We start from the raw sequence: 25,476 nt of genomic DNA, 5'->3' as shown, positions 1-25,476 counted from the left end.
GCGGCAGAGTCGGGTGCGGCGGGGCGGCGTCAGCCGCGGGCGACGCCGCCCAGGTGGTGGACCCGGACCATGTTGGTGGTGCCGGGGACGCCGGGGGGCGAGCCGGCCGTGATGATCATGGTGTCGCCCTCGTTGTAGCGGCCGAGCTTGAGCAGCTCGCCGTCCACCAGGTCGACCATCGCGTCGGTGGTGTCCACGTGCGGGACGATGTACGACTCGACGCCCCAGCTCAGCGTGAGCTGGTTGCGGGTGTTGACGTCGGTGGTGAAGGCCAGGATCGGCTGGGTCACGCGGTAGCGGGACAGCCGGCGGGCGGTGTCGCCGGACTGGGTGAAGGCGATCAGCGACTGGGCGTCGAGGAAGTCCGCGATCTCGCACGCCGCGCGGGCCACGGAGCCGCCCTGGGTGCGCGGCTTCTTGCCCTGGACCAGCGGCTGGAGGCCCTTGGAGAGGAGCTCCTCCTCGGCCGCCGCGACGATCTTCGACATCGTCTTGACGGTCTCGATCGGGTAGGCGCCGACCGAGGACTCGGCCGACAGCATGACCGCGTCCGCGCCGTCGAGGATCGCGTTGGCGACATCGGACGCCTCCGCGCGCGTCGGGCGGGAGTTGGTGATCATCGACTCCATCATCTGGGTCGCCACGATCACCGGCTTGGCGTTGCGGCGGCACATCTCGATGAGCCGCTTCTGGACCATCGGGACCTTCTCGAGCGGGTACTCGACGGCCAGGTCGCCACGGGCCACCATGACCGCGTCGAAGGCGGCGACCACGGCCTCCATGTTCTCGACGGCCTGGGGCTTCTCCACCTTGGCGATGACGGGGACCCGGCGGCCCTCCTCGTCCATCACCTTGTGGACGTCCTTGACGTCGTTGGCGTCGCGGACGAAGGACAGGGCGACCATGTCGCAGCCCATCCGCAGGGCGAAGCGGAGGTCGTCGACGTCCTTCTCCGACAGGGCGGGGACGTTCACGGCGGCACCCGGCAGGTTGATGCCCTTGTGGTCCGAGATGACACCGCCCTCGATGACGATGGTCCTGACCCGGGGGCCGTCGACCTCCGTCACCCGGAGCTCGACGTTGCCGTCGTTGATCAGGACCTGGTCGCCCTTGGCGACGTCGCCCGGGAGACCCTTGTAGGTGGTGCCGCAGATGGACTTGTCGCCCGGGACGTCCTCGGTGGTGATGGTGAACTCGTCACCGCGCACCAGCTCGACCGGACCCTCGGCGAAGGTCTCCAGACGGATCTTCGGGCCCTGGAGGTCGGCGAGGACGCCGACGGCGCGCCCGGTGTCCTCGGAGACCTGCCGGACGCGGTCGTACCGCTCCTGGTGTTCTGCCTGGGACCCGTGGCTGAAGTTGAATCGGGCCACGTTCATACCTGCCTCGATGAGCGCTTTCAGCTGCTCATACGAGTCGACGGCGGGGCCCAGCGTGCAGACGATTTTGGAACGGCGCATGACTGGATCCTATCGGTTTGTTTCGCAGCGGAATATTCCGGCTGGTGGAAAGTCCAAGTGACTACTGGGTAACCAGCGCGTACGCCTGGGTGGCGATCTCCAGTTCCTCATCCGTCGGGACCACCGCCACGGCCACCCGGGCATAATCCGCCGAAATCAGCCGCGGCTGCGGGGAACGCGCCGCGTTGGCCTCGAGATCCAGCGCCAGGCCCAGCTCGGCCAGGCCGTCGAGCGCGGCCTCCCGGACCTGGTGGGCGTTCTCGCCGACCCCGGCCGTGAACGCCACCGCGTCCACCCGCCCGAGGACCGCCGAGTAGGCCCCGATGTACTTCTTCAGCCGGTGGACGTACGCGGCGAAGGCCAGGCGCGCCGCCTCGTCGCCCTCGCCCGCGCGCCGCAGCACCTCGCGCATGTCGTTGTCGCCGCACATGCCCAGCAGACCGCTCTTCTTGTTCAGGAGCGAATCGATCTCGTCCACCGAGAGGCCGCCCACCCGTGCCAGGTGGAAGACCACCGCCGGGTCGAGATCGCCCGAGCGGGTGCCCATGACCAGCCCCTCCAGCGGGGTCATGCCCATGGACGTCTCCACGCAGACCCCGCCGCGCACGGCCGAGGCGGAGGCGCCGTTGCCCAGGTGCAGCACGATCACGTTCACGTCCTCCGCCGGCCTGCCGAGCAGGGCGGCCGTCGCCCGCGAGACGTACGCGTGGGAGGTGCCGTGGAAGCCGTACCGCCGGACGGAGTACGCCTCGGCGACCTGGGCGTCGATCGCGTAGCGGGCCACGTGCTCCGGCATCGTCGAGTGGAAGGCGGTGTCGAAGACGGCGATCTGGGGGATGTCCGCGCGCAGCGACCGCGCCACCTCGATGCCCGTGACGTTCGCCGGGTTGTGCAGCGGCGCCAGGGGGATCAGGTTCCGGATCTCCGCCAGCACCTCGTCGTCGATCACCGTCGGCCGGGTGAACCGCGTCCCGCCGTGCACCACCCGGTGCCCCACCGCGGCCAGCTCGGGGGAGTCCAGGCCCGTCCCGTCGGCCGCCAGCTCGGCGGCCACGGCCTTCAGCGCGGCCTCGTGGTCCGTGATCGGGCCGACCTGCTCGCGCTTGCCGCCGGCCGAGGCGGGACCGGTCAGCGGCTCGTGGACCAGCCGGGAGGTCTCCTCACCGATCCGCTCCACCAGCCCGACGGCCAGGCGCGACCGGTCCGCCATGTCGAGGAGCTGGTACTTGACGGACGAGGAGCCGGAGTTGAGGACGAGTACGCGCGATGCGGTCACGGCGGGGGTCTTTCCTTGTCGCGGGCGGTGAAGGGAGAGGGGGAGGGGTCAGGCGGTGGCGGCGGGGCCCGGGGCGCCCTGCGCCTGGATCGCCGTGATGGCCACGGTGGTGACGATGTCCTGGACGAGGGCGCCGCGCGAGAGGTCGTTGACGGGCTTGCGCAGTCCCTGGAGCACCGGGCCGACCGCCACCGCGCCCGCCGAACGCTGCACGGCCTTGTACGTGTTGTTGCCCGTGTTGAGGTCGGGGAAGATCAGCACGGTCGCGCGGCCGGCCACCTCCGACCCCGGCAGCTTCGTCGCGGCGACCGAGGGCTCCACGGCCGCGTCGTACTGGATCGGGCCCTCGACGGCCAGGTCGGGGCGGTGCTCGCGGACGATCTCGGTGGCCTTGCGCACCTTGTCGACGTCCGCCCCCGAACCGGAGGTCCCGGTCGAGTACGAGAGCATCGCGATCCGCGGCTCGACGCCGAAGGAGGCGGCGGTGGCGGCCGACTGGACCGCGATGTCCGCGAGTTGCTCGGCGTTCGGGTCCGGGTTGACCGCGCAGTCCCCGTAGACGAGGACCCGGTCGGCCAGGCACATGAAGAAGACCGAGGAGACGATGGACGCCTCCGGCTTGGTCTTGATGATCTCGAAGGCCGGGCGGATGGTCGCCGCGGTGGAGTGCACCGAGCCGGAGACCATGCCGTCGGCCAGGCCCCGCTGGACCATCAGGGTGCCGAAGTAGTTGACGTCGGTGACGACGTCATGGGCCAGCTCGACGGTCATGCCCTTGTGCGCGCGGACCTCGGCGTAGTACTCGGCGAAACCCTCCCGCAGCGGGGAGGTCGCCGGGTCGATGAGCTGCGCGCCCGAGATGTCGACGCCGAGGTCGCCCGCCTTCTTCAGGATCGCCTGCTCGTCGCCCAGCAGGGTCAGGTCGCAGACGCCCCGGCGCAGCACCACGTCCGCGGCGCGCAGTACGCGCTCCTCGGTGCCCTCGGGCAGCACGACGCGGCGCCGGTCGGAGCGGGCCCGCTCCAGCAGCTCGTGCTCGAACATCATCGGCGTGACGCGCTCCGAGCGTGCCACCGAGAGCAGGCCGCGCAGCTCGCCGGTGTCCACGTGGCGTTCGAAGAGGCCGAGCGCGGTCTCCAGCTTGCGCGGGGTCGCGGAGTTCAACCGGCTCTGCAGCGAGAAGAGTTCGGCGGCGGTCGGGAAGCTGTTGCCGGCCACCGACACCACGGGCGTGCCCGGCGCCAGCTTCGAGGCCAGCGCCAGGACGTCCTTGCTCGGCCGCTCGTTCAGGGTGAGCAGCACCCCGGCGATCGGCGGGGTGCCGGAGGTGTGCGCGGCGAGCGCGCCGACCACGAGGTCCGAGCGGTCGCCGGGGGTCACGACCAGGCAGCCGGGGGTCAGGGCGTTCAGGAAGTTCGGCAGCATCGCGCCGCCGAAGACGAAGTCCAGAGCGTCGCGGGCCAGGCCCGCCTCGTCGCCGAGGAGCACCTCGCCGCCGAGCGCCCGGGTGATCTGGGCGACGGTCGGGGCGGACAGCGACTTGTCGTCCGGCAGCACGTAGCAGGGCACGGGGAGGCGGGCCGCCAGCCGCTCGGCTATGAGGTCGCGGTCCTCGGCGGCCACCCGGTTGACGACCATCGCGACGACGTGGCAGCCCAGGCTCTCGTACGCGCGGTAGGCGTTGCGGGCCTCGGCGCGCACGGCCTCGGCGGGGTGCTTGGTTCCGCCCACGACGGGGACGACGACCGCGCCCAGCTCGTTGGCGAGGCGGGCGTTGAGCGCCAGCTCGTCGGGGAGGTTGGTCTCGGCGTAGTCGGTGCCGAGGACGAGCACGACCTCGTAGTCGCGGGCCAGCCGGTGGTAGCGGTCGACGAGCTGGGAGACCAGCTCGTCGGTGCCCTTCTCGGCCAGGATCGCCGAGGCCTCGCGGTACTCCATCCCGTAGGCCGTCGAGGCGTCCTGGTCGATCCGGTAGCGGGCCTTGAGGAGGTCGAAGAGGCGGTCGGGCGCGTCGTGGAGCAACGGCCGGTAGACGCCGACCCGGCCGGTCTGCCGGGTCAGGAGCTCCATGATCCCGAGTTCGACGACCTGCCGGCCGTCCCCCCGTTCGATGCCGGTCACGTACACGCTGCGCGTCACGCGTGCTCTCCGTCTCTTCGTGTGGTCGATTGACCCGGTTGGGATGGGCTGCCCTCTTGACAGTACCTCCGCCAATGGATAGGGCGCCCCCGGAACTCGGTCCCGGTCCGGGGGGTCCAAAGGCCCTCCGGGGCGAGTGGCGCGGAGCGCGCCCCACCCCGCGGGCATGGAACAATCGGACAGGCGGGATCAATACGCCCTTCATATGTACCGGAGCAGGAGACACAGCACGATGCGTATCGGAGTTCTCACAGCAGGCGGAGACTGCCCGGGCCTCAACGCTGTCATCCGGTCGGTCGTACACCGTGCCGTGGTCGGGCACGGGGACGAGGTCATCGGTTTCGAGGACGGCTTCAAGGGTCTCCTCGACGGTCACTTCCGCCCCCTCGACATCAACGCCGTCAGCGGGATCCTCGCCCGCGGCGGCACGATCCTCGGCTCGGCACGCATGGAGCGGGCCCGCCTCCACGAGGCCGCCGAGAACGCGCAGGAGCTGGCCACCCGCTACGGCATCGACGCCCTGATCCCGATCGGCGGCGAAGGCACCCTGACCGCGGCCCGGATGCTGTCCGACGCCGGGATGCCGGTCGTCGGCGTGCCGAAGACCATCGACAACGACATCTCCTCCACCGACCGCACCTTCGGCTTCGACACCGCCGTCATGGTCGCCACCGAGGCCATCGACCGCCTCAAGACCACCGCCGAGTCGCACCAGCGCGTGATGGTCGTCGAGGTCATGGGCCGTCACGCGGGCTGGATCGCCCTGGAGTCCGGCATGGCCGGCGGCGCCCACGGGATCTGCCTGCCGGAGCGCCCCTTCGAGGTGGACGCCCTGGTGAAGATGGTCGAGGAGCGCTTCGCCCGCGGGAAGAAGTTCGCCGTCATCTGCGTCGCCGAGGGCGCGCACCCGGCCGAGGGCTCCATGCCGTACGAGAAGGGCGCGATCGACGCCTACGGCCACGAGCGCTTCGCCGGCATCGGCAACCGCCTCGCCATCGAGCTGGAGCACCGGCTGGGCAAGGAGGCCCGCCCGGTCATCCTCGGCCACGTCCAGCGCGGCGGCACCCCGACCGCCTACGACCGCGTCCTCGCGACCCGGTTCGGCTGGCACGCCGTGGAGGCGGTCCACCGCGGCGCATACGGCAACATGACCGCCCTGCGCGGCACCGACATCGTGATGGCCCCGCTGGCCCATGCGGTCACCGAGCTGAAGACCGTCCCCGACAGCCGCATGTACGAGGCCGAGTCGGTCTTCTGACCCTTCCGGCCGGGACCGAAGCCCCTGCCGGACCGGGCCCTTCGGCCCCTTTTGTCCGCCGACGGACCGGAGGCAGGCGCTCCGGCCCCGCGGCCGCACAGATCGCCCCCGCCGCCCCGCCCGCTCGGGGCACGCTGGTTATGATTCCCGTGGGGGGATTGGGTCGGCCGAGTCGTATGTGGGCGGATCGCGGCAGCATGTCCGCGTCTCCTCGTCCGCATGCACGCACTCGATGAAAGGTTCACCACTCCCGTGGCGACCAGCTCTGCCGTCCTGACACGCGAACCGGTCGCCGCCCGACCGAGACCCGGGATCACCGGCCCCACCGCACGGCGCAGCCCGTCCGTCCTCGCTGCGGCCCTCGCCGCATCCTGGGCGGTGCCGCTCCTGCTCCACGCGGTCGCCCTGGACGTGCTGCTCCTCCCCGTTCTGGTCCTGACGATCGCGGCCCTGATCCGGGTGGGCGGCGGACTGCTCGACCGCCTGGTGGTCGCGGCCTTCCTGCTCTGCGGCGCCGTGATGGGCCTCGGCCTGCTCTTCTCCGTCTGGCCGTGGGGCCTGGCCCCCGTGCCCGGGGCCGGCCTGCTGCTGACGATCGCCTCCGTCTCCGGCTGGCTGGCCCGTCGCAGACCGCGCATCCCGCTGCGGCTGCGGGGCTCGGACGCGCTGATCGCCGGCACCGTGGCCGTGGTCTGGCACTACGTCCACCACCCGGTGGCCGGCAAGTCCGCGGCCGACCGGCTGGCCTACTTCGTCACGTCCGAGGACCGGATGGGGCACTTCTCGTACTTCACCGGGATCCGGCAGGTCGGCGGCTACGCATTCCTGCACCAGGACGCCGCCCGGACGTACATGATGACGCCCTCCGAGGCGGTCTACCCCCAGGGCTCCCACTTCCTGCTGGCCTGGATCGACGCCCTGGTGACGTCCTCGGCGCAGGCGGGCTCCGCCCTCGCCATGACGAATCGATACTTCCTCTACGTCCTGGCCTCCTACGCACTGTTCTGCGGGGCACTGGTCTGGGCTGCCCGCTGGATCGGCGGCCCGCGCCTGCGCGGCTGGCGCGCCGCCGCGGTGTGCGCGACCGTCGCCGCGGTGATGATGTCCGGGTCGATGGCGCAGCTGATCGAGCGGGGCTTCGACTCCGAGACCATCGGCCTGCTGTTCCTGGCCGTCGCCCTGGCCCTGCTGGTGCGGCCCGCGGCGGGCCGGACCGAGTTCGTCCTCGTCGCGGCGGCCGGGCTGATCGCCGTCACCTACGTCTACAACCTCTACGGCGCCCTGGTGGGCATCGCCCTGGCCGCGGTCCTGCTCGTCCACCGGCGCCGGTTCGCCGGCCGCCGGGGCCGGGTCCTCGCGGCCCTGGCCGGCGTCACCCTCGTGGCCGGACTGCCCAGCGTCTTCTCCGTCCTCACGAAGCTGGACGTCGCCAAGACCTCGAACCTGGCCGGCCCGATGGTCATCCCCGACCGCCCGGTGTTCATCGGGCTCGGCCTGCTGGCCCTGGTCGCGGCCACCCTCCCGGTCAACCGCCGCACGGGCACCGGACAGATGGTGCTCGCCGTCGTCCTCGGCGCGACCGCGATGATCGGCACCTTCGGCGCCTGGCAGAAGCTCACCATCGGCTACTACTCGTACTACTTCGAGAAGCTGACCGCCGCCGGGCTGGTGATCGCCCTGCTCTCGCTCGGCATGATCGGGCTGATGCTGCCGCCCGCCGCCGTCACCACCGGCACCGCGCTGCGCCGCCGGGCGGACCTCCTGCTGCGCTCCGGCCTCGCGACGGCGGCGGCGCTGGCGCTCTTCGGCGGCGTCCAGTGGGGCGTGCCCTCCGGCTGGGGCCACCCCTCGGCCTGGTACGACAGCCCCATGCTCAAGTGGACCCGCGGCGAGGCCAGGAGCAGCGACATCGGCAAGCCGGCCGCCGCCCTCACCGGGCGCGACCTGCAGGGGGCCACCGCGCCGGTGATCGCCCTGTACAGCAACGACGCCTACCTCAACCTGAGGTCGACCTTCCTCGCCCAGATCCTCAGCAAGCAGGGGGGCAGCATGGTCGGGCTGTACGAGGTGTTCTACGTCAAGGTCGGCGGATCGGCCGCGGTCGAGGAGAAGGAGTACCAGGCCTCACTGGGCCACCTGAAGACCGCGATCGCCTCGTGCCCCGCCCCGCCGACCGTCCTGGTGGGCGACCGCAGGACCGCCGACCGGATCCGGCAGGACCTGGCCGCTGCCGGCACCGCGGCCTCCGTGGTCCACGCGCCGCTTCCGTAGCCGTTCCGGGCGGTCGGGGGGTCCGGGACCGGCCGCCCCGACCGGACGGTGTCCTAGGCCGCACCGCCCGCGAGCCGCCAGAAGCGGTCCACGATCCCGGTGAGGAAGTCCCGGCCAGCGTCCCCGCTGCCGGCCTCGCCCTGGCCGCCGCCCCAGCTGAGCGTCGCCACCATCCGCGACTGGTACTCCCCGTGCAGCTGGTCCAGCACCCGCTCCAGGTGCTGCTTGGGGATCGGCAGCAGCTTGCCGAGCGGCTTCACGTACGCCTGCCAGCGCGTGGTGACCGCGCTGCGCAGCAGCTCGGCCAGCTCCTCGTGCTTGCCCGTCGCCGTCACGAACTGGGCCAGGGTGAGGCCGAGCACGGTGGCCAGGGCGGCGGACTGCCGCTCGTTGCCCCTCCAGCGTCCGGTGTCCTCCATCTTCTGGTAGGAGCTCGTCTCCAGACCGATCCGCCGGGCCAGTTCGTCCGCGGCCAGCCCCCGGGCCATCCGGTGCTCGCGCAACGTGACGGGTTCGGCGAGGAGTTCACCCGGCGAGCACCACAGGACGCCCGCGAGCGCCGTCAGCTCGGCGGACGAGGGTGATATCTCGCCACGCTCCCAGGCCATCACCGTCTCGGGCGCGACGACGAGTCCGTACTGGGCACGCAGGCCGTAGGCGACGTGTCCGGGAGCCATGCCCAGGGCCGCGCGCAGGCGCCGCGCGGCGGGGGCATTGAAGGGTGGGCTGGAGTGCACACCGCACACCGTAGAAGTGGCCGGGCTGCGCCGCCTACAGACCAAACAAACAAGCCCATACCTCGTAGGAACGTCCTATGAAGTAAGGGGCTTTTGGCGAGTTTTCCGGCGACTGTCCGGTAATCGGTGCGCCCGGGGACCTCGAAGATCCAGTACTGCGTACGGTTCCAGCCAACCCGCCGTGACGCAATACCCCTCACACGGCCTCCACGGAATGTGAACCGGAGCCCCTTCCCGTACGTGGTTCCTGTGGGGCCCTCGCCCACGGGGGTGGCGAGGGCCCCGCCCACGCACCCCTTGCCTTGACGTCGGCGTCAACGCATACGGTCGGGCCATGCGCATCGGCGAACTGGCGAAACGGGCCGGGACCAGCACCAGGACGCTCCGGTACTACGAGGCGCGCGGGCTGCTGCCCGCGCGGCGTGCCGACAACGGCCACCGGACCTACGACGAGGACGACCTGCGGCTGCTGCGGGAGATCCGCACGCTGCGGGACTTCGGCTTCGAACTGGAGGAGACCCGGCCCTTCGTGGAGTGCCTGCGGGCCGGCCACCCGGCCGGGGACTCCTGCCCTGCCTCGCTCGCCGTGTACCGGCGCAAGCTCGCCGAGCTGGACGACCTGATCGGCCGGCTCGCAGACGTACGCGAGCAGGTCGCGCGCCAGCTCGCCGGCGCCGAGGAGGCGGCCGGCGGGGCCGCCGCCCCGCGCTGCGAGATGACGCCCTGACCCACACGAGAGAGGAACCGAGATGGTGCACGCCCGCAAAGTGGCCGAGGTGACCGACACCGACTTCGAGGCGGAGGTGCTGGGCGAGCGCGGCAGGGCCGTCCTCGTCCAGTTCACCGCGGACTGGTGCGGCCCCTGCCGCCAGCTCGCCCCGGTGCTGTCCGCGATCGCCGCCGAGGAGGCCGCCCGCCTGAAGGTCGTGCAGATCGACGCGGACCGCAACCCCGAGACCCTGACCCGGTACGGGGTGCTGTCCACGCCGACCCTGCTCGTCTTCCGCGACGGCGAACCCGTCCGCCAGCTGGTCGGCGCCCGGCCCAAGCGCCGCCTCCTCCAGGAACTGGAGGACGAGCTCGCTACGGCCTGAGCCAGATCGTCGCCAGCGGCGGCAGCGTCATCCGCAGGCTCGCCGGGCGGCCCTGGGCCGGCACCGGCTCGGGCCGCAGCGGCTGCCCGTGGTGCACACCGCTGCCGCCGTAGGCCTCCAGGTCGGTGTTGAGGACCTCGCGCCACAGGGGCACCTCCTCCGGCACCCCGATCCGGTAGCCGTGGCGGACCACCGGCGAGAAGTTGCACACCGCCAGCAGCTGCGAGCCGTCCTGGGCGTACCTCAGGAAGGCGAAGACGTTGTCCTCCGCCGCGTCCGCCTCCACCCAGGCGAAGCCCTCGGGCACGGTGTCGCGCTCCCACAGCGCAGGCGCCGCCGTGTACGTCCGGTTCAGGTCCCGCACGAGATCGCGCACGCCCCGGTGGTCGCCGGCCGCCGCGTAGGAGGAGTCCAGCAGCCACCAGTCCGGCCCGTGGCTCTCCGACCACTCCGACCCCTGGGCGAACTCCTGTCCCATGAAGAGCAGCTGCTTGCCCGGGTGGGCCCACATGAAGCCCAGGTACGCCCGGTGCGCGGCCCGCTGCTGCCACCAGTCGCCCCCGGGCATCTTCGACACCAGCGAGCGCTTGCCGTGCACCACCTCGTCGTGCGAGATCGGCAGCACGTAGTTCTCGCTGAAGGCGTAGATCATCCCGAAGGTCATGTCGTGGTGGTGGTACTTGCGGTGCACCGACTCCTTCGACATGTAGCGCAGGGTGTCGTGCATCCAGCCCATGTTCCACTTCAGGCCGAAGCCCAGGCCGCCGCCGTCCGTCGGCCGGGTCACGCCGTTCCAGGCCGTGGACTCCTCCGCGATGGTGACCACCCCAGGGCAGCGCCGGTACACCGTGGCGTTCATCTCCTGGAGGAAGGCCACCGCGTCCAGGTTCTCCCGCCCGCCGTGCTCGTTGGGCGTCCACTCGCCCTCGCTGCGCGAGTAGTCCAGGTAGAGCATCGAGGCCACCGCGTCCACGCGCAGCCCGTCCACGTGGAACTCCTCGCACCAGTAGACGGCGTTGGCGACGAGGAAGTTGCGGACCTCCTTGCGCCCGTAGTCGAACTCCAGCGTCCCCCAGTCCGGGTGTGCGGCCCGCCGCGGGTCCTGGTGCTCGTACAGCGGCCGCCCGTCGAACTCCGCGAGCGCCCAGTCGTCCCGCGGGAAGTGCGCCGGCACCCAGTCGACGATCACGCCGATCCCGGCCCGGTGCAGCGAGTCCACGAGGAAGCGGAAGTCGTCCGGGCTGCCCATCCGCGAGGTCGGCGCGTAGAAACCGGTGACCTGGTAGCCCCACGAGCCGCCGAAGGGGTGCTCGGCGACCGGCATCATCTCCACGTGCGTGAAGCCCAGCTCCTTGACGTACGAGGGGAGCTGTTCGGCGAGCTGCCGGTAGGAGAGTCCGGGCCGCCAGGACGCCAGGTGCAGCTCGTACACGGAGAAGGGGGCCTGGTGCGGGGCGCGGGCGCCGCGCCGCGCCATCCACTCCGTGTCCTGCCACTCGTACTGCGAGGCCGTGACCACCGAGGCGTTCGCCGGAGGCACCTCCGCGGACCGGGCCATCGGGTCGGCGCGCAGGGTGTGGCTGCCGTCCGGGCGCGTGATGTCGTACTTGTAGAGCGTCCCGGCACCCACCCCGGGCAGGAAGAGCTCCCAGACGCCGCTCGACCCGAGCGAGCGCATCGGATAGGCGACGCAGTCCCAGTAGGAGAAGTCCCCGCTGACCCGGACCCCCTGCGCGTTCGGCGCCCACACCGTGAACCGGGTCCCGGCCACGCCCTGGTGCTCCATCGGCTCGGCGCCCAGCGCCGTCCACAGCCGCTCGTGGCGGCCCTCGCCGATCAGGTGCAGGTCCAGTTCGCCGAGGGAGGGCAGGAACCGGTAGGGGTCGTGGATCTCGATCTCGTCGCTCTCGTACGCCACCAGCAGCCGGTAGTCCGGCACCGCGGTCAGCGGCAGCAGCCCGGAGAACAGTCCGTCGCCGTCGTCGTGGAGCTCGGCCCGCAGCCCCTTGGCGATGACCGTGACCGCCTTGGCGTGCGGTCGCAGCACCCGGAAGGCCACCCCGCCGCGCTGGGTGCGTGCGCCCAGCACCCCGTGCGGGTCGTGGTGGCGGCCCTCCAGCAGCCTGGCCCGCTCCCCCGCGGCGAGCGCCGGCGCCGGCCGGACCCCGTGCGGAGGTGCGGCGCGGCGGGCCCGGGGCGTGCGTGGCTTCTTGCCCGCCGCCGGGGCGGTTGCGGCTTCGTCGCGGACGGTCGATGACGGCTGTCGTGCGGCGCTCACGCGAGCGGCCTCCTCGGGGGCTTCGGGTGGGGGTGGGGGGAGAGGGCACCCGTGGCGGGCGGGGTCGGCGGCACGCGGTGGGCGGGCCGCGCGGGTTCCGAGAGCCGCCGGATCGCGGCCATCGGGACGTGCAGCCAGTCGGGGCGGTGCCGGGACTCGTAGCGGGCCTCGTACACCGCCTTGTCGGTCTCGTACGCCCGCAGCAGTACGGGATCCTCGCGCGGGTCCCGGCCGGTGGTGCGGGCGTAGCCCTCGCAGAACGCGGCCCGGCAGTCGTCCGCCCAGGCGGGGGCGAACGGCCGGTGCGAGCGGGCGGCGTAGTCGAAGGAACGCAGTATCCCGGCGATGTCGCGCACCGCCGGTTCGGGACGGCGCCGGTCAGCCAGGGGCCGGGCCGGCTCGCCCTCGAAGTCGATCAACGACCAGCTGCCGTCGAGGGTGCGCAGGGTCTGACCCAGATGGAGGTCGCCGTGGATCCGCTGGGCGGCCACCCCCGTCCCGCGGGACGCGGCCAGCGCGTCGAAGGCCCCTCGCAGCCCGGCCTCGTAGGGGCGCAGCGTCGGCACCTCCCGGGCGGTGGCGGCCAGCCGCGCCGTCATCCCGGCGGCCAGCCGCGCGGTCTGCTCCGGACCGAGCGCGACGGTGGGCAGGGCGGCGGCGAGCGCGTTGTGCACCTCGGCGGTGGCCCGGCCGAGCGCGTGCGCCTCCGCGGTGAAGTCCTCCCCGGCGCCGAGCCGGCGCAGCGCGAGCTGCCAGCCGTCGTCGGAGCCGCGCAGGTACGGCTGGAGCACGCCCAGGGTCAGCGGTTCGCCGCCGGGCGGCTCGGCCTCGTACCAGGCGACGGGTGCCGGCACCCGCGTGCAGCCGGCGGCGGCCAGCGCCCTGGGCAGCTCCAGGTCCGGGTTGACCCCGGGGCCGACCCGGCGGAAGACCTTCAGGATGAACGAATCTCCGTAGATCAGAGACGAGTTCGTCTGCTCCCCGGACAGCGGCCGGGGCGTCAGCCCGGCCGGGATCGCAGTGGCGGGATCCCGGTCGAAGCGCAGCGGTCCGAGCACGCCGGGGGAGCGCAGCCGCTCCAGCAGCATCGCCGCGAGCCGCGGGTCGCCCAGGGCCTCGTAGACCGCCCGGCCCGCGTACGGCCCGTCCTCGGCGTGGCCGATCAGGGTGGGCGCGAGGGCGGGCGGCAGGGACGGGCGGATGCCCAGCAGCAGCTGGTAGCAGTCCCCGTCCACGTCGAGCAGCACGTGCAGCAGTCCGGGGGTGGACCCGGGGGGCAGCAGGTCGGCCGCCGAGACGGTCGTGAGTCTGCTGATGGCCCGCCCCTTGCCCGCGAACCAGCGCTGTGCGGGCAGCCAGGCCCGCAGCATCGGTTCCAGCGGGGCGATCCCGGCGGTCCGGTCGGCCGTGAGCCGGCTCCGGGCGGATGCAGCCTCCGACATGGCGTCGCGTCCTTTCCCCGGGCCGTCACAGAATGCGCAGAGTGTCCCGGATGCGCGGCAGTTGCTTCTCCGGCATGTGCGAGTGTCGGGTCAGGATGATCCGTACAGGGGCGGGCGATTGACCCGTTCGAGCCGCCCGCCCCCTGGCCCAGGCGTGGTCCGCCTGTGGCCGTGCCGGCTATTCGGCGCGGCGGTCACCGCGCTGTTCGGCACGGAGCCGGAACCAGTAGAAGCCGTGTCCTGCCAGGGTCAGCAGGTAGGGCCACTCGCCGATCGGCGGGAAGCGCACGTCGCCCGTGAGCTCCACCGGTACCCGCCCGTTGAACGACTGCAGGTCCAGCTCGGTGGGCTGCGCGAAGCGCGAGAAGTTGTGCACGCACAGCACCAGGTCGTCCCCGTACTCGCGCAGGAACGCGAGCACCGCCGGGTTGGACGACTGCAGTTCGGTGTACGAGCCGAGGCCGAAGGCCGGGTTCGCCTTGCGGATCTCGATCAGCCGGCGGGTCCAGTGCAGCAGTGAGGAGGGCGACGCCATGGCCGCCTCGACATTGGTGACCTGGTACCCGTGGACCGGGTCCATGATGACCGGCAGGTTCAGCCTGCCCGGATCGCACGAGGAGAAACCGGCGTTGCGGTCCGGGGTCCACTGCATGGGGGTGCGGACGCCGTCGCGGTCGCCCAGCCAGATGTTGTCGCCCATGCCGATCTCGTCGCCGTAGTAGAGCACCGGCGAGCCGGGCAGCGACAGCAGCAGGGCGGTGAACAGCTCCATCTGGTTGCGGTCGTTGTCCAGGAGCGGGGCGAGCCGGCGCCGGATGCCGATGTTGGCCCGCATCCGCGGGTCCTTGGCGTACTCGGCGTACATGTAGTCGCGCTCTTCGTCCGTGACCATTTCGAGCGTGAGCTCGTCGTGGTTGCGCAGGAAGATGCCCCACTGGCAGTTCTTCGGGATGGCCGGGGTCTTGGCCAGGATCTCGGAGACCGGGTAGCGGGACTCTCTTCGCACGGCCATGAAGATGCGCGGCATGACGGGGAAATGGAACGCCATGTGGCACTCGTCCCCGCCCTTGGCGAAGTCCCCGAAGTAGTCGACGACGTCCTCGGGCCACTGGTTGGCCTCGGCGAGCAGCACCGTGTCCGGGTAGTGGGCGTCGATCTCGGCCCGGACTCTCTTGAGCAGCTCGTGGGTGCGCGGGAGGTTCTCGCAGTTGGTGCCCTCCTCGGCGTACAGGTAGGGCACGGCGTCGAGGCGGAAGCCGTCGATGCCGAGGTCCAGCCAGAAGCGGAGGGCGGAGACGATCTCCTCCTGGACCGCCGGGTTCTCGAAGTTCAGATCCGGCTGGTGGGAGAAGAAGCGGTGCCAGTAGTACTGCTTGCGGACCGGGTCGTACGTCCAGTTCGAGGTCTCGGTGTCGACGAAGATGATCCGGGCGTCCTGGTACTGCTTGTCGTTGTCGGCCCACATGTAGTAGTCGCCGTAGGGGCCGTCCGGGTCCTTGCGCGACTGCTGGAACCACTCGTGCTGGTCGCTGGTGTGGTTCATGACGAAGTCGATGATCACCCGCATGCCGCGGGTGTGCGCGGCGTCCACGAACTCCACAAAATCGGCGAGGTCGCCGAACTCGGGCAGCACCGAGGTGTAGTCGGAGACGTCGTAGCCCCCGTCGCGCAGGGGCGAGGCGAAGAACGGCGGCAGCCAGAGGCAGTCGACGCCGAGCCACTGGAGATAGTCCAGTTTGGCGGTGAGGCCCTTGAGGTCCCCGACGCCGTCGCCGTTGCTGTCGTGGAAGGAGCGGACGAGGACCTCGTAGAAGACGGCCCGCTTGAACCAGTCGGGATCGCGGTCCTTGGCGGGGGTGTCCTCGAAGGTGTCGTGGACGGGATCGTTGATCATCATGTGGTGGGTGACCCTCCGGTGGGCGGGGACGGTCGCAGAGCGGCCAGGACGTGCGCGGGCGTGCGGCCCGGCTCTAGGCGCACGTAGTTCGCCCTGCCCCAGTGATAGGTCTCGCCGGTGAGCTCGTCGCGCACGGCGAGGGACCCGTGCCAGTCGAGGCCGAGTACCGGCATGTCCAACGAGACCGTCGCCTCCTGGGTGTGGTGCGGATCGAGGTTGACGACCACCAGTACGGAATTGGCGCCCGCGTGCTTCGAATAGGCGATCACCTGTTCGTTGTCGGTCGAGTGGAAGTGGATGTCGCGCAGCTGCTGGAGGGCGGGGTTGCGCCGGCGCAGCCGGTTCAGAGCGGTGATCAGCGGGGCGATGGTGCGGCCCTCGCGATCGGCGGCGGCCCAGTCGCGTGGCCGGAACTCGTACTTCTCGGAGTTCAGGTACTCCTCGCTGCCCTCCCGCACCGGGGTGTTCTCGCAGAGCTCGTAGCCGGAGTAGATCCCCCAGGCGGGGGACAGGGTGGCGGCGAGGACCGCGCGCACCTCGAAGGCGGGACGGCCGCCCTTCTGGAGGTACTCGTGCAGGATGTCGGGCGTATTGACGAAGAAGTTCGGCCGCATCACCGAGGCGGACGGGGTGGCGGAGAGCTCGGTCAGGTACTCGGTCAGCTCGGCCTTGGTGTTGCGCCAGGTGAAGTAGGTGTACGACTGCTGGAAGCCGACGGCGGCGAGCGCGCGCACCATCGCGGGCCGGGTGAAGGCCTCCGCCAGGAAGATCACGTCCGGGTCGGACTTGTTGATGTCCGCGATCACCTTCTGCCAGAAGACGACCGGCTTGGTGTGCGGGTTGTCGACCCGGAAGATGCGCACCCCGTGGTCCATCCAGTGCCGCAGGATCCGGCAGGTCTCCTCGACGATGCCGGCCATGTCGGTGTCGAAGTGGACCGGGTAGATGTCCTGGTACTTCTTCGGCGGGTTCTCGGCGTACGCGATCGTCCCGTCGGCGCGGTGGCGGAACCACTCCGGGTGCTTCTCCACCCACGGGTGGTCGGGGGAGCACTGGAGGGCGAAGTCCAGGGCGATCTCCATGCCCAGCTCGCGGGCGCGCGCGACGAAGGCGTCGAAGTCCTCGATGGTGCCGAGTTCCGGGTGGACCGCCTCGTGCCCGCCCTCGGTGGAGCCGATGGCCCACGGCACACCGGGATCCCAACTCCCGGCCGAGAGAGTGTTGTTGGGGCCCTTGCGGTAGGTGCTGCCGATCGGGTGGATGGGCGGCAGGTAGACCACGTCGAAGCCCATCGCGGCGATCGCGGGCAGCCGCTCCGCGGCGGTCCGGAAGGTGCCGCTGACCGGGGCCTCGCCGGGCTCCAGCACCGCGCCCTCGGACCGCGGGAACATCTCGTACCAGGAGCCGAAGAGGGCCCGCTTGCGCTCGACGAGGATCGGCAGCGGCTTGGAGGCGGTGACCAGCTCCCGGTAGGGGCGCCTGGCGAGCGCGGCGCCCACGGCGGGGGCGAGTGCCGCCTCGTACCGCTCGGCGGCGGGGAGGTCCTCGTCCCGCATGATCCCGGCGGCGGCCAGGACGGCGTCGCGGCCGTCGCGCTTGGGGATCCGGGCCGCGGCCCGCTCGTAGAGCTCGGCGCCCTCCAGCAGCACGAGCCCGGTGTCGATCCCGGCGGGGATCTTGATCGCGGCATGGGCCCGCCAGGTGCCCAGCGGGTCGCTCCACGCCTCGACGGTGTACGTCCACCTCCCCTCGGCCTCGGCGGAGACCCGGGCGCCCCACCGGTCGGTGCCGGGAGCGAGTTCGCGCAGCGGCACGGGGGGCCGCAGCCGCCCCTTCGGATCACGCAGGACGACGTGGGCGGAGAGGGCGTCGTGTCCCTCGCGGAACACGGTGGCCGAGATCTCGAAGACCTCGTCCACGACCGCCTTGGCGGGTCTGGCGCCGCAGTCGACGGCGGGGCGGACGTCCAGCACGGGAATGCGACCGATCATGATGGGATCACCTGGGGGCAGTTCGCAGGGCTCGGTGACAACAGGCCAGCCGGTATCACGACTGGTAGTGCACGCTCTGTTCGCTCTGTTTCTAGCCGCTCAAGAGACGGCTGGGCTGCGGGCATGGCCGCTCCTGTCCGCGTTCACTCGGGTGGCGGGGAGAGGGTTTGTGGGCGGGTGCGCCGTGCGTGTACGACGTGTACCCGGGGAGCCCTTCCCACTCTCCCCCCGCCCAATCCGCGCACTGGGTTAACTACTCGTACGTAGTGGCACGGGCAATACCGAGGCCCGGCTCGACATCCGGCGGGGCTCCGTCAAGTCGGCCGGGACTAGGTGACGTAGGGGGCCGGCACACCGGTCCCACCCGTCTCCGGAGCCCCTCGGGAACCACCCGCGCGGGGGTACGCGAGACAGACGGTCGCCGTCGTCGCGGGGCGGGAGTGACCACTGTTTCGCAGGATTTGAGAGATGTGGCCGAAAAAAGCCCCTCCTGGGCGGAGTGCCGGGTCGGACCCACCCGTGGGACCCCGCCCGGGGCTCCGCACCGGGACCGGCCCCGCCCCCCCCGCATCGCCTCCGCGAGGTCGAGGACCACTCGGAACCGGTCGGCCGCGAGCCGGCGGACGTCCCGGACGAGCTGGGCCACCCCGGCCGCCGCGAACAGGTTCACCGCACGCAGAGCCGCAGGGAGGGGGTGCGCGAGCCGCCGGAGGCGGCATGGCCGGAATGCGGGGGCCTCGCTAGCCTTCCCGGGGTGATGCGCGGGTGCACAGCGTGGTGCGGCCGCTCCGATCCGCAATCCCCTGCGAAGGTGGAACGTGTGAAGGCTATCCGTCGATTCACCGTGCGCCCCGTCCTCCCGGAGTCCCTGCTGCCGCTCACCGATCTCGCGCGCAATCTGCGCTGGTCGTGGCATACCGAGACCCGCGAACTCTTCCAATCCGTCGACCCCGAGGGCTGGCAGGCCGCGGGTGGAGATCCCGTCCGGCTGCTCGGCACCGTCTCCGCCGCCAGGCTCGAGGAACTGGCCGCAGACCGCCGGTTCCTGCGGCGCCTGGCCGTCGCCGCCGCCGACCTCGATGACTACGTGAACGGCGGGAGGTGGTACCAGAGCCGCGAGAACGGCACGGAACTGCCCGCCGCCATCGCCTACTTCTCCCCCGAGTTCGGGATCACCGCCGCCCTGCCCCAGTACTCCGGCGGCCTCGGCATCCTCGCCGGGGACCACCTGAAGGCCGCCAGCGACCTGGGAGTCCCGCTCATCGGCGTGGGACTCCTCTACCGGCACGGCTACTTCCGCCAGTCGCTCTCCCGCGACGGCTGGCAGCAGGAGCACTATCCGGTCCTCGACCCCAACGAACTTCCGCTCGGCCTGCTCCGCCAGGACGACGGCACACCCGCCCGCGTCTCGCTGACCCTGCCCGGCGGCCGCGCCCTGCACGCCCACATCTGGCAGGCGCGCGTCGGACGCGTACCGCTGCTGCTCCTGGACTCCGACGTCGAGGACAACGACGCCGCCGCCCGCGAGGTGACCGACCGGCTCTACGGCGGCGGCAGCGACCACCGGCTGCTCCAGGAGATGCTGCTGGGCATCGGCGGGGTGCGCGCGGTCCGCGCGTACTGCGGGATCAGCGGCCACCCCGACCCCGAGGTCTTCCACACCAACGAGGGCCACGCCGGCTTCCTGGGCCTCGAACGCATAAGGGAACTGGAGCGCGAGCAGGGCCTCGGCTTCGACGCCGCCGTCGAGGCGGTGCGCGCCGGGACCGTGTTCACCACGCACACCCCCGTCCCGGCCGGGATCGACCGCTTCGAGCGGAGCCTGGTCGCCCGGCACTTCGGCGACGGCGGTGAGCTGGCCGGCGTACCGGTCGACCGGATCCTGGAACTGGGCGCGGAGTCCTTCCCCGGCGGCGACCCCGGCGTCTTCAACATGGCGGTGATGGGGCTGCGGCTGGCCCAGCGGGCCAACGGGGTGTCCACCCTGCACGGCGCGGTCAGCCGGGAGATGTTCGCCGGCCTGTGGCCCGGCTTCGACCCGGCCGACGTGCCCATCACCTCCGTGACCAACGGGGTCCACGCCCCGACCTGGGTGGCGCCCGAGGTGGTCCGGCTCGGTGCCCGCCAGATCGGCGCGGGCCGCACCGAGGACGCCCTGTCGGTCGGCGGCTCCCGGCGCTGGGACGCGGTCGCAGACATCCCCGACCAGGACGTCTGGGACCTGCGCCGGGTGCTCCGCGAGCAGCTGGTGCAGGAGGTACGGGACCGGCTGCGGGCCTCGTGGCTCCAGCGCGGCGCCGCCGCGGCCGAACTGGGCTGGGTGGACTCCGTCCTCGACCCCGACGTGCTCACCATCGGCTTCGCCCGGCGCGTGCCCTCCTACAAGCGGCTGACGCTGATGCTGCGCGACCCGGACCGGCTGCGCAGGCTGCTGCTGGACCCGGAGCGGCCGGTACAGATCGTCGTCGCCGGCAAGGCGCACCCGGCCGACGACGGCGGGAAGCGCCTCGTGCAGGAACTGGTGCGCTTCGCCGACGACCCGCGGGTGCGCCACCGGATCGTCTTCCTGCCCGACTACGGCATGGCCATGGCGCAGAAGCTCTACCCGGGCTGCGACGTCTGGCTGAACAACCCGCTGCGCCCGCTGGAGGCGTGCGGCACGAGCGGCATGAAGGCAGCGCTGAACGGCTGTCTGAACCTGTCGGTGCTGGACGGCTGGTGGGACGAGTGGTTCGAGCCGGACTTCGGCTGGGCCATCCCGACCGCCGACGGGCTCGGCGCGGACGAGGACCGCCGGGACCACCTGGAGGCGAGCGCCCTCTACGAGCTGATCGAGGGCCGCGTCGCGCCGCGGTTCTACGACCGGGCCGGGCGCACCGGGCTCCCGGTGCGGTGGATCGAGATGGTCCGGCGCACGCTCGTGTCGCTGGGGCCGAAGGTCCTCGCCGGACGGATGGTGCGCGAGTACGTGGAGCGGCTGTACGCGCCGGCCGCGCTCGCCCACCGCTCCCTGACCGCCGACGCGGCGCGGGACCTCGCCTGGTGGAAGGGCCGGGTCCGGGCGGCGTGGCCGCGGGTCGGCGTCGAGCACGTGGAGGCGCTGGCCGAGGCTCCGGTGAACGGCACCGCCGAGCTGGGGGCCACCCTCACGCTGCGCGTGCAGCTGTCGCTGGACACGCTGGCGCCCGAGGACGTGGAGGTGCAGGCGGTCGCGGGCCGGGTGGACCCGCAGGACGTGATCCGGGACGGGCGGACCTTCCCGCTCAAGCCTGCCGCGGGTCCCGACCTGGAGGGCCGCTGGGTGTACGAGGGCCCGCTCGCCCTCGACCGCACCGGGCCCTTCGGCTACACGGTCCGCATCCTGCCGACGCATCCGCTGCTGGCCACCCCGGCCGAACTCGGCCTGGTCGCGGCCCCGGCGGACACGGACACCGGCGGCGGGGTACTGCTGCGGTAGGCACGGCGGGAGGTGCCTGCGAGGGGGCGGGCGGCGGGTCCATCCGCCGCCCGCCGCCCAGGGAGCCGAGTCGGTGTACGGCGGGGGGACCTCCTGGGTGAACCTGTGTACGCGCCCGGTATGCCGAATCGATTCGCCGCCCTTGTCCGCTCCTACGCTGCCCGCGGATGCCACCGGACCCGGCATCCGCGGAACCCGAGGAACGGACTCTCCCCCATGCGTCTTGGCACCACCGCCGCCGTGTTCGTCGGCGCTCTCGCCCTCGTCCTGCCCACCGCCGGTCCCTCGTCGGCCGACGACCCGGGTGACCGCGCCCTCGGCACGCTGTACTACCGGTACCTCGACGACGCGGGCCGCGAGCGGCAGGGGCGGATCCGGCCGGCGGACGACGGTACCTGCTACCTGCTCACGGGGACGTCCCGGAACGAGCCCGCCGTCGACGTCCGCAACCGGACGCGGTCGCGGGCCCTGCTGTTCGACAACCCCGGGTGCAGCGGCAGAGCGGTCGCGACCCTGAGGCCGAACGGGGCCGTGTCGGACGTGGAGGTCGTGGCGGCCTTCTTCAAGCCGGTGGACGGAGCCGGTCAGGAGCCGGGCCGGGGCGACTGGAACAACGGCGGCGAGCAGGGCCAGGGCCGCGGCGACCAGAACGAAGAGGACGCGGCCGACGAGGGCGCGGCCGACGAGTCGGACGGGGCCGACCAGGGGCAGGGCCGCGGTGACTGGGGCAACGGCGGTCAGGGCCGCGGCGACCAGACGGACGCGGCGGAGGAAGAAGGCGAGGAAGCAGAAGAAGGGGAGGAAGGAGCAGAAGGGGAGGAGGGCGAGGAAGCGGAGACGGACGTCGAGGAGGACTTCCTCTCCATGGTGCTGCGCGCCATCGGCTGATCCGGGGGACCTCCGACGGCTCAGGCCGGCCGCACCGCGCCGGCCCGTGGTGTCGGCCTCGTCCCCGCCTTGCGGACGTAGGCGCGTACGGGCTCGGCCGCGCACCGGTAGAGCAGACCGCGTGGAGCGCGCACGGGCGTGCGCAGGAACCCCAGGTCGCACACGCGGCGACGGGCTGCGGCCACTTCGGGCTCGGACAGGGTTCCGGGCAGTTCCGCCACCTTGAAGGGGAACGCCGTCGGCGAGGCGTCGGGGTCGTTGCGGACCGTCAGGGTGCCGGCCCGGGCGCGGCCGCGCAGTTCCTCGCGCAGGTGCGGGGCCATGCCCGACTCCTCGCGCAGGGCGAAGGCGCTGCCGATCTGGACGCCGGCCGCGCCCGCGGCGCGGGCTGCGGCGACCGCTTCGGGGTCGGCCTGCCCGCCCGCGAGCCAGAACGGCAGCCCGAGCGCCGCCATTTTGGCGAGATCCGGATGGTCGCGCGGTCCGTGGACCGGCTCCCCGCTGGCGTCCAGCCGCACCGGTCCGCGCGGCGGGGCCCATGGGACGGGGCCGAGGGCCCATGGGACAGGGCCGCCCGGGGAGGTCTTCTCCCGGGCGGCCCCGTGTCTATCTATCGGTCCAGCCGTGGCTCACGCGGCCCCGAAGGGGTCAGAAGGTGAGCTTCCAGCTGTTGATGTAGCCGGTGTCCAGGCTGGCAGCGTCGCGGACGCGGAGCTTCCAGGTGCCGTTGGCGACCTCGGAGGAGGCGTTCACGGTGAAGGTCTGGACGATGTTGTCCGCGCTGCCGCCGCTGCGGTTGCGCAGGTTGTAGACGCTGCCGTCGGGGGCGACCAGGTCGACCACCAGGTCACCGACGTAGGTGTGGACGATGTTCACGTCCACCTTCAGCGTGCTCGGGGCGTTGCCCGTGCGGGTCACCGCGATCGGGGACTCGACCGTGGCGTTGTCCGCGATCTGGTAGTCGTTCGTGTTCTCGAAGACGTTCTGCTGGCCGGTGCCGACCGTCCAGGTGAAGGACGCCGTGCCGGTCTTGCTCTGCGAGTCGGTCACGGTGACGGTCACGTTGGACGTGCCCGCGGTGGTGGCCGTACCGGAGATCAGACCGGTCGAGGAGTTGATCGACAGGCCGGCCGGCAGGCCGGTCGCCGCGTAGCTCAGCGCACCCGGGTTGGTGCTGGTCGCCTGGACCTGCAGGCTCACAGCGGTGTTGATCTGGGTGTTCTGGTTGGCGATCGGGGTGACCGAGACACCGCTGACGATGCGCGGGCCGACGTTGATGGCCGCCCAGGCGTTCGCCGCGTTGTTGTAGGTGGTCGAGCCGGCGCCGTACAGGTCGGCCGCCGCCTGCAGGGTCGCCGTACGGGCGGCCGCGTAGTTGGTGTTCGACTTGAACAGACCGGTGGTCAGCGCGCGGAACCAGATCTTCGAGGCGGCGTCGCGGCCTATCGCGGTGACGGGCAGACCGTCGGAGGTCGGCGAGTCGTAGCTCACGCCGTTGACGACCTTGGCGCCGGAGCCCTCGGAGGCCAGGTAGTACCAGTGGTTGGCCGGGCCCGAGGAGTAGTGGACGTCGATCGAGCCGATGCCCGAGTACCAGGCGTCCTTGGACGAGCCGTCCTTGCTGGGCTTGTCCATGTAGCGCAGCGGGGTGCCGTCGCCGCGGATGTCGATCTTCTCGCCGACCAGGTAGTCGCCGACGTCCTGCGGGTTGTTGGCGTAGAACTCGACCGCCGCCGCGAAGATGTCGGAGGTGGCCTCGTTCAGACCGCCGGGCTCACCGCTGTAGGTCATGTTGCCGGTGACCGAGGTCAGGCCGTGGGACATCTCGTGCGCGGCCACGTCGGTGGAGGTGAGCGGCTTGGCGTTGCCGTCACCGTCGCCGTACGTCATGCAGAAGCAGGAGTCCTGCCAGAACGCGTTCACGTAGTTGTTGCCGTAGTGGACCCGGCTGTACGGGGCCACGCCGTCGTTGCGCAGGCCGTTGCGGCCGTGCACGTTCTTGAAGTAGTCCCACGTGACCGCGGCGCCGTAGTGGGCGTCCGCGCCGGCCGTCTCCAGGTTGGACGGCTGGTTGTTGCCCCAGATGTCGTCCGGGCCGGAGAAGAGCGTGCCGGTGCCGGACGAACCGCGATTGAGGTTGTACGTCTTGTGGTTGCCGCGGGCCGCGTCGGTCAGGTTCCAGGTGCTGCCCGACTGGGTGGTCCCGAGGGTCACCTGGCCGCTGTACATCGTGTTGCCGGTGCCGGTCTCGACGGCCTGCCACTCGGTGATCTTGGCGCCGGTCCTGGCGTCGGTCACCACATGCAGCTCGTTCGGCGTGCCGTCGTGCTGGAGACCGCCGACGACCGTCTCGAACGCGAGCCTCGGAGCGCCCTCGGCCGCCCAGATCACCTTGCGGGCGTTCTTGGAGGGCTTGGCCTCCTTCGAGCCCTCGGCGCCGGCGGCGGAGACCGCCTGGCTCTCGGCGGCGGCCGGGGTGACCGAGGCCTCGGTCGTCGCGACCTTGATCTCGTGGTGGGTCGCCTTCGTCACACTCTTGGTGACGCCGTTCTTGGCGTGGACGGTCAGGTCGCCGCCGAGTACGGGCAGACCGTCGTAGGTCCGCTCGTACGTGGTGTGCGTGGTGCCGTCCGCATCCTGGACGACATCGCGGACGACGAGCTTCTCGCCACTTCCGAGGCCGAGCGCCTTGGCCGCCTGCGCGGTGGTCGAGTTGGCTTCGGCGAGGAGCGTCGCACGCTCCGATGCGCTGAGTACGCGGTTGGCCGAGCCCGGGTTGGACTGGGCGGCCTTGGGTGCCTGTGACGCGGTGGCGTCGGCGGTGGCGGTTCCGGTCTGTATACCTACGGCGAGCAGGGCTGCCGCGGCAACGAGCGCGCCCGCCGCGGTGGCACGCCTCTGGGGGGTGGACCTCAACGCAGACTCCTTCTGCAAGGGGGGTTCCGGACGGCTGGGTGGGCCTCCGGGCAGAGCAGGTGCGGTGCGATGAACGGTCGAAGATTGCCACTTGGCGCGTCGGATGTCAGGGCCGCGTCAAAAGGTTGGCCGGAAACGGTTCGTTGTTCGAAGATACGTATCCGGTATCCGGAGCATTCACCTTCGCGTGCGCGCAGGGCGTCCGGGATGTGGAACGCCAGCTACCGGTTGCTAACACTTGCGCAACAAGAGGCTGGGTTGACCGAAACGGCATTTACCGTACGGGTGTTTGTCGTACTGTTTGCCGGTGCGGCAGATGTTCATCGCCAGGGGAAGCCATGGACACTTGCCACTGTCATAGACCACGTGCCA

General features: G+C 71.6%; 16 protein-coding genes. 6 read left to right on the top strand and 10 right to left on the bottom strand.

The annotated features are described in order from the left end of the window. Positions 1-29: 29 nt before the first annotated feature. From pyk to pta, 3 genes are all read right to left on the bottom strand, one after another. Positions 30-1,460 carry a pyruvate kinase gene (gene pyk, locus E6U81_RS27030; RefSeq protein ID WP_136232674.1) on the bottom strand — a complete coding sequence of 477 codons (1,431 nt, stop codon included), beginning with the start codon at positions 1,458-1,460 and terminating at the stop codon, positions 30-32. A gap of 61 nt (positions 1,461-1,521) precedes the next feature. Next, a complete protein-coding gene (locus tag E6U81_RS27025) occupies positions 1,522-2,736 on the bottom strand; it encodes an acetate kinase (protein ID WP_136232673.1) in 1,215 nt (404 codons plus the stop codon). 48 nt (positions 2,737-2,784) lie between these two features. Then, entirely contained in the window at positions 2,785-4,875 is a 2,091-nt protein-coding gene (pta, locus tag E6U81_RS27020) for a phosphate acetyltransferase (protein WP_136232672.1), read from the bottom strand. A gap of 232 nt (positions 4,876-5,107) precedes the next feature. Here pta and E6U81_RS27015 point away from each other — a divergent pair, with 232 nt between their 5' ends. Both E6U81_RS27015 and E6U81_RS27010 read left to right on the top strand, forming a co-directional pair. Further along, a complete protein-coding gene (locus E6U81_RS27015) occupies positions 5,108-6,133 on the top strand; it encodes an ATP-dependent 6-phosphofructokinase (RefSeq protein WP_136232671.1) in 1,026 nt (341 codons plus the stop codon). A 252-nt stretch (positions 6,134-6,385) separates the two neighbouring features. Then, positions 6,386-8,404 carry a hypothetical protein gene (locus E6U81_RS27010; RefSeq protein ID WP_136232670.1) on the top strand — a complete coding sequence of 673 codons (2,019 nt, stop codon included), beginning with the start codon at positions 6,386-6,388 and terminating at the stop codon, positions 8,402-8,404. A 53-nt stretch (positions 8,405-8,457) separates the two neighbouring features. Here the strand turns inward: E6U81_RS27010 and E6U81_RS27005 are convergent, their stop codons facing one another. Continuing rightward, the gene (locus E6U81_RS27005; protein WP_240804036.1) at positions 8,458-9,150 is read right to left on the bottom strand and encodes a helix-turn-helix domain-containing protein; all 693 of its coding nucleotides are present in this window, start codon (positions 9,148-9,150) and stop codon (positions 8,458-8,460) included. A 325-nt stretch (positions 9,151-9,475) separates the two neighbouring features. On the opposite strand from E6U81_RS27005, the gene E6U81_RS27000 reads away from it, so the two are divergent. Together E6U81_RS27000 and E6U81_RS26995 are read left to right on the top strand one after the other, a co-directional pair. Then, positions 9,476-9,868 carry a MerR family transcriptional regulator gene (locus tag E6U81_RS27000; protein WP_136232669.1) on the top strand — a complete coding sequence of 131 codons (393 nt, stop codon included), beginning with the start codon at positions 9,476-9,478 and terminating at the stop codon, positions 9,866-9,868. A 22-nt stretch (positions 9,869-9,890) separates the two neighbouring features. Next, on the top strand, positions 9,891-10,235 hold the full coding sequence (locus E6U81_RS26995; RefSeq protein WP_136232668.1) for a thioredoxin domain-containing protein: 345 nt from the start codon (positions 9,891-9,893) through the stop codon (positions 10,233-10,235). Here the strand turns inward: E6U81_RS26995 and glgB are convergent. The 4 genes from glgB to E6U81_RS26975 form a co-directional block, all read right to left on the bottom strand. Next, the gene (gene glgB, locus E6U81_RS26990) at positions 10,225-12,513 is read right to left on the bottom strand and encodes a 1,4-alpha-glucan branching enzyme (RefSeq protein ID WP_136232667.1); all 2,289 of its coding nucleotides are present in this window, start codon (positions 12,511-12,513) and stop codon (positions 10,225-10,227) included. The genes E6U81_RS26995 and glgB overlap by 11 nt on opposite strands. Beyond that, the gene (locus tag E6U81_RS26985; RefSeq protein WP_168714752.1) at positions 12,510-13,955 is read right to left on the bottom strand and encodes a phosphotransferase; all 1,446 of its coding nucleotides are present in this window, start codon (positions 13,953-13,955) and stop codon (positions 12,510-12,512) included. The genes glgB and E6U81_RS26985 overlap by 4 nt, the downstream gene beginning before the upstream one ends. Before the next feature lie 178 nt (positions 13,956-14,133). Continuing rightward, positions 14,134-15,852, bottom strand: a complete 1,719-nt coding sequence (gene treS / locus E6U81_RS26980) for a maltose alpha-D-glucosyltransferase (protein WP_136232666.1) — start codon at positions 15,850-15,852, stop codon at positions 14,134-14,136. Then, positions 15,849-17,843: an alpha-1,4-glucan--maltose-1-phosphate maltosyltransferase gene (locus tag E6U81_RS26975; RefSeq protein ID WP_136232665.1), complete on the bottom strand. Its 1,995-nt coding sequence runs from the start codon at positions 17,841-17,843 to the stop codon at positions 15,849-15,851. The genes treS and E6U81_RS26975 overlap by 4 nt, the downstream gene beginning before the upstream one ends. Before the next feature lie 820 nt (positions 17,844-18,663). Between E6U81_RS26975 and glgP the strand changes: the two genes are divergently transcribed. Then, positions 18,664-21,300: an alpha-glucan family phosphorylase gene (gene glgP, locus E6U81_RS26970; protein ID WP_136232664.1), complete on the top strand. Its 2,637-nt coding sequence runs from the start codon at positions 18,664-18,666 to the stop codon at positions 21,298-21,300. Positions 21,301-21,516: 216 nt separating this feature from the next. Next, positions 21,517-22,188, top strand: coding sequence for a hypothetical protein (locus E6U81_RS40040; RefSeq protein WP_168714751.1), 672 nt, complete (start codon positions 21,517-21,519; stop codon positions 22,186-22,188). A 20-nt stretch (positions 22,189-22,208) separates the two neighbouring features. Here E6U81_RS40040 and E6U81_RS26965 read toward each other — a convergent pair whose 3' ends face one another. Both E6U81_RS26965 and E6U81_RS26960 read right to left on the bottom strand, forming a co-directional pair. Further along, positions 22,209-22,706: a hypothetical protein gene (locus E6U81_RS26965; protein ID WP_136232663.1), complete on the bottom strand. Its 498-nt coding sequence runs from the start codon at positions 22,704-22,706 to the stop codon at positions 22,209-22,211. Positions 22,707-22,836: 130 nt separating this feature from the next. Then, positions 22,837-25,104 (bottom strand): M4 family metallopeptidase, encoded by a 2,268-nt coding sequence (locus tag E6U81_RS26960; RefSeq protein WP_136232662.1) that lies wholly within the window; start codon positions 25,102-25,104, stop codon positions 22,837-22,839. Positions 25,105-25,476 lie beyond the last annotated feature (372 nt).

The sequence above is a fragment of the Streptomyces sp. A0592 genome (genome assembly GCF_004795115.1).
Taxonomy (GTDB): Bacteria; Actinomycetota; Actinomycetes; order Streptomycetales; family Streptomycetaceae; genus Streptomyces; species Streptomyces erythrochromogenes.
This window is presented reverse-complemented; position numbering and strand designations above follow the sequence as displayed.

What these genes read in the sequence shown, in the direction of transcription:
- pyk (WP_136232674.1), bottom strand. Translation starts at nt 1,460, where the DNA reads ATGCGCCGTTCCAAAATCGTCTGCACGCTGGGCCCCGCCGTCGACTCG.
- E6U81_RS26995 (WP_136232668.1), top strand. Translation starts at nt 9,891, where the DNA reads ATGGTGCACGCCCGCAAAGTGGCCGAGGTGACCGACACCGACTTCGAG.
- E6U81_RS26985 (WP_168714752.1), bottom strand. Translation starts at nt 13,955, where the DNA reads ATGTCGGAGGCTGCATCCGCCCGGAGCCGGCTCACGGCCGACCGGACC.
- treS (WP_136232666.1), bottom strand. Translation starts at nt 15,852, where the DNA reads ATGATGATCAACGATCCCGTCCACGACACCTTCGAGGACACCCCCGCC.
- E6U81_RS27000 (WP_136232669.1), top strand. Translation starts at nt 9,476, where the DNA reads ATGCGCATCGGCGAACTGGCGAAACGGGCCGGGACCAGCACCAGGACG.
- E6U81_RS26975 (WP_136232665.1), bottom strand. Translation starts at nt 17,843, where the DNA reads ATGATCGGTCGCATTCCCGTGCTGGACGTCCGCCCCGCCGTCGACTGC.
- E6U81_RS27015 (WP_136232671.1), top strand. Translation starts at nt 5,108, where the DNA reads ATGCGTATCGGAGTTCTCACAGCAGGCGGAGACTGCCCGGGCCTCAAC.
- E6U81_RS40040 (WP_168714751.1), top strand. Translation starts at nt 21,517, where the DNA reads ATGCGTCTTGGCACCACCGCCGCCGTGTTCGTCGGCGCTCTCGCCCTC.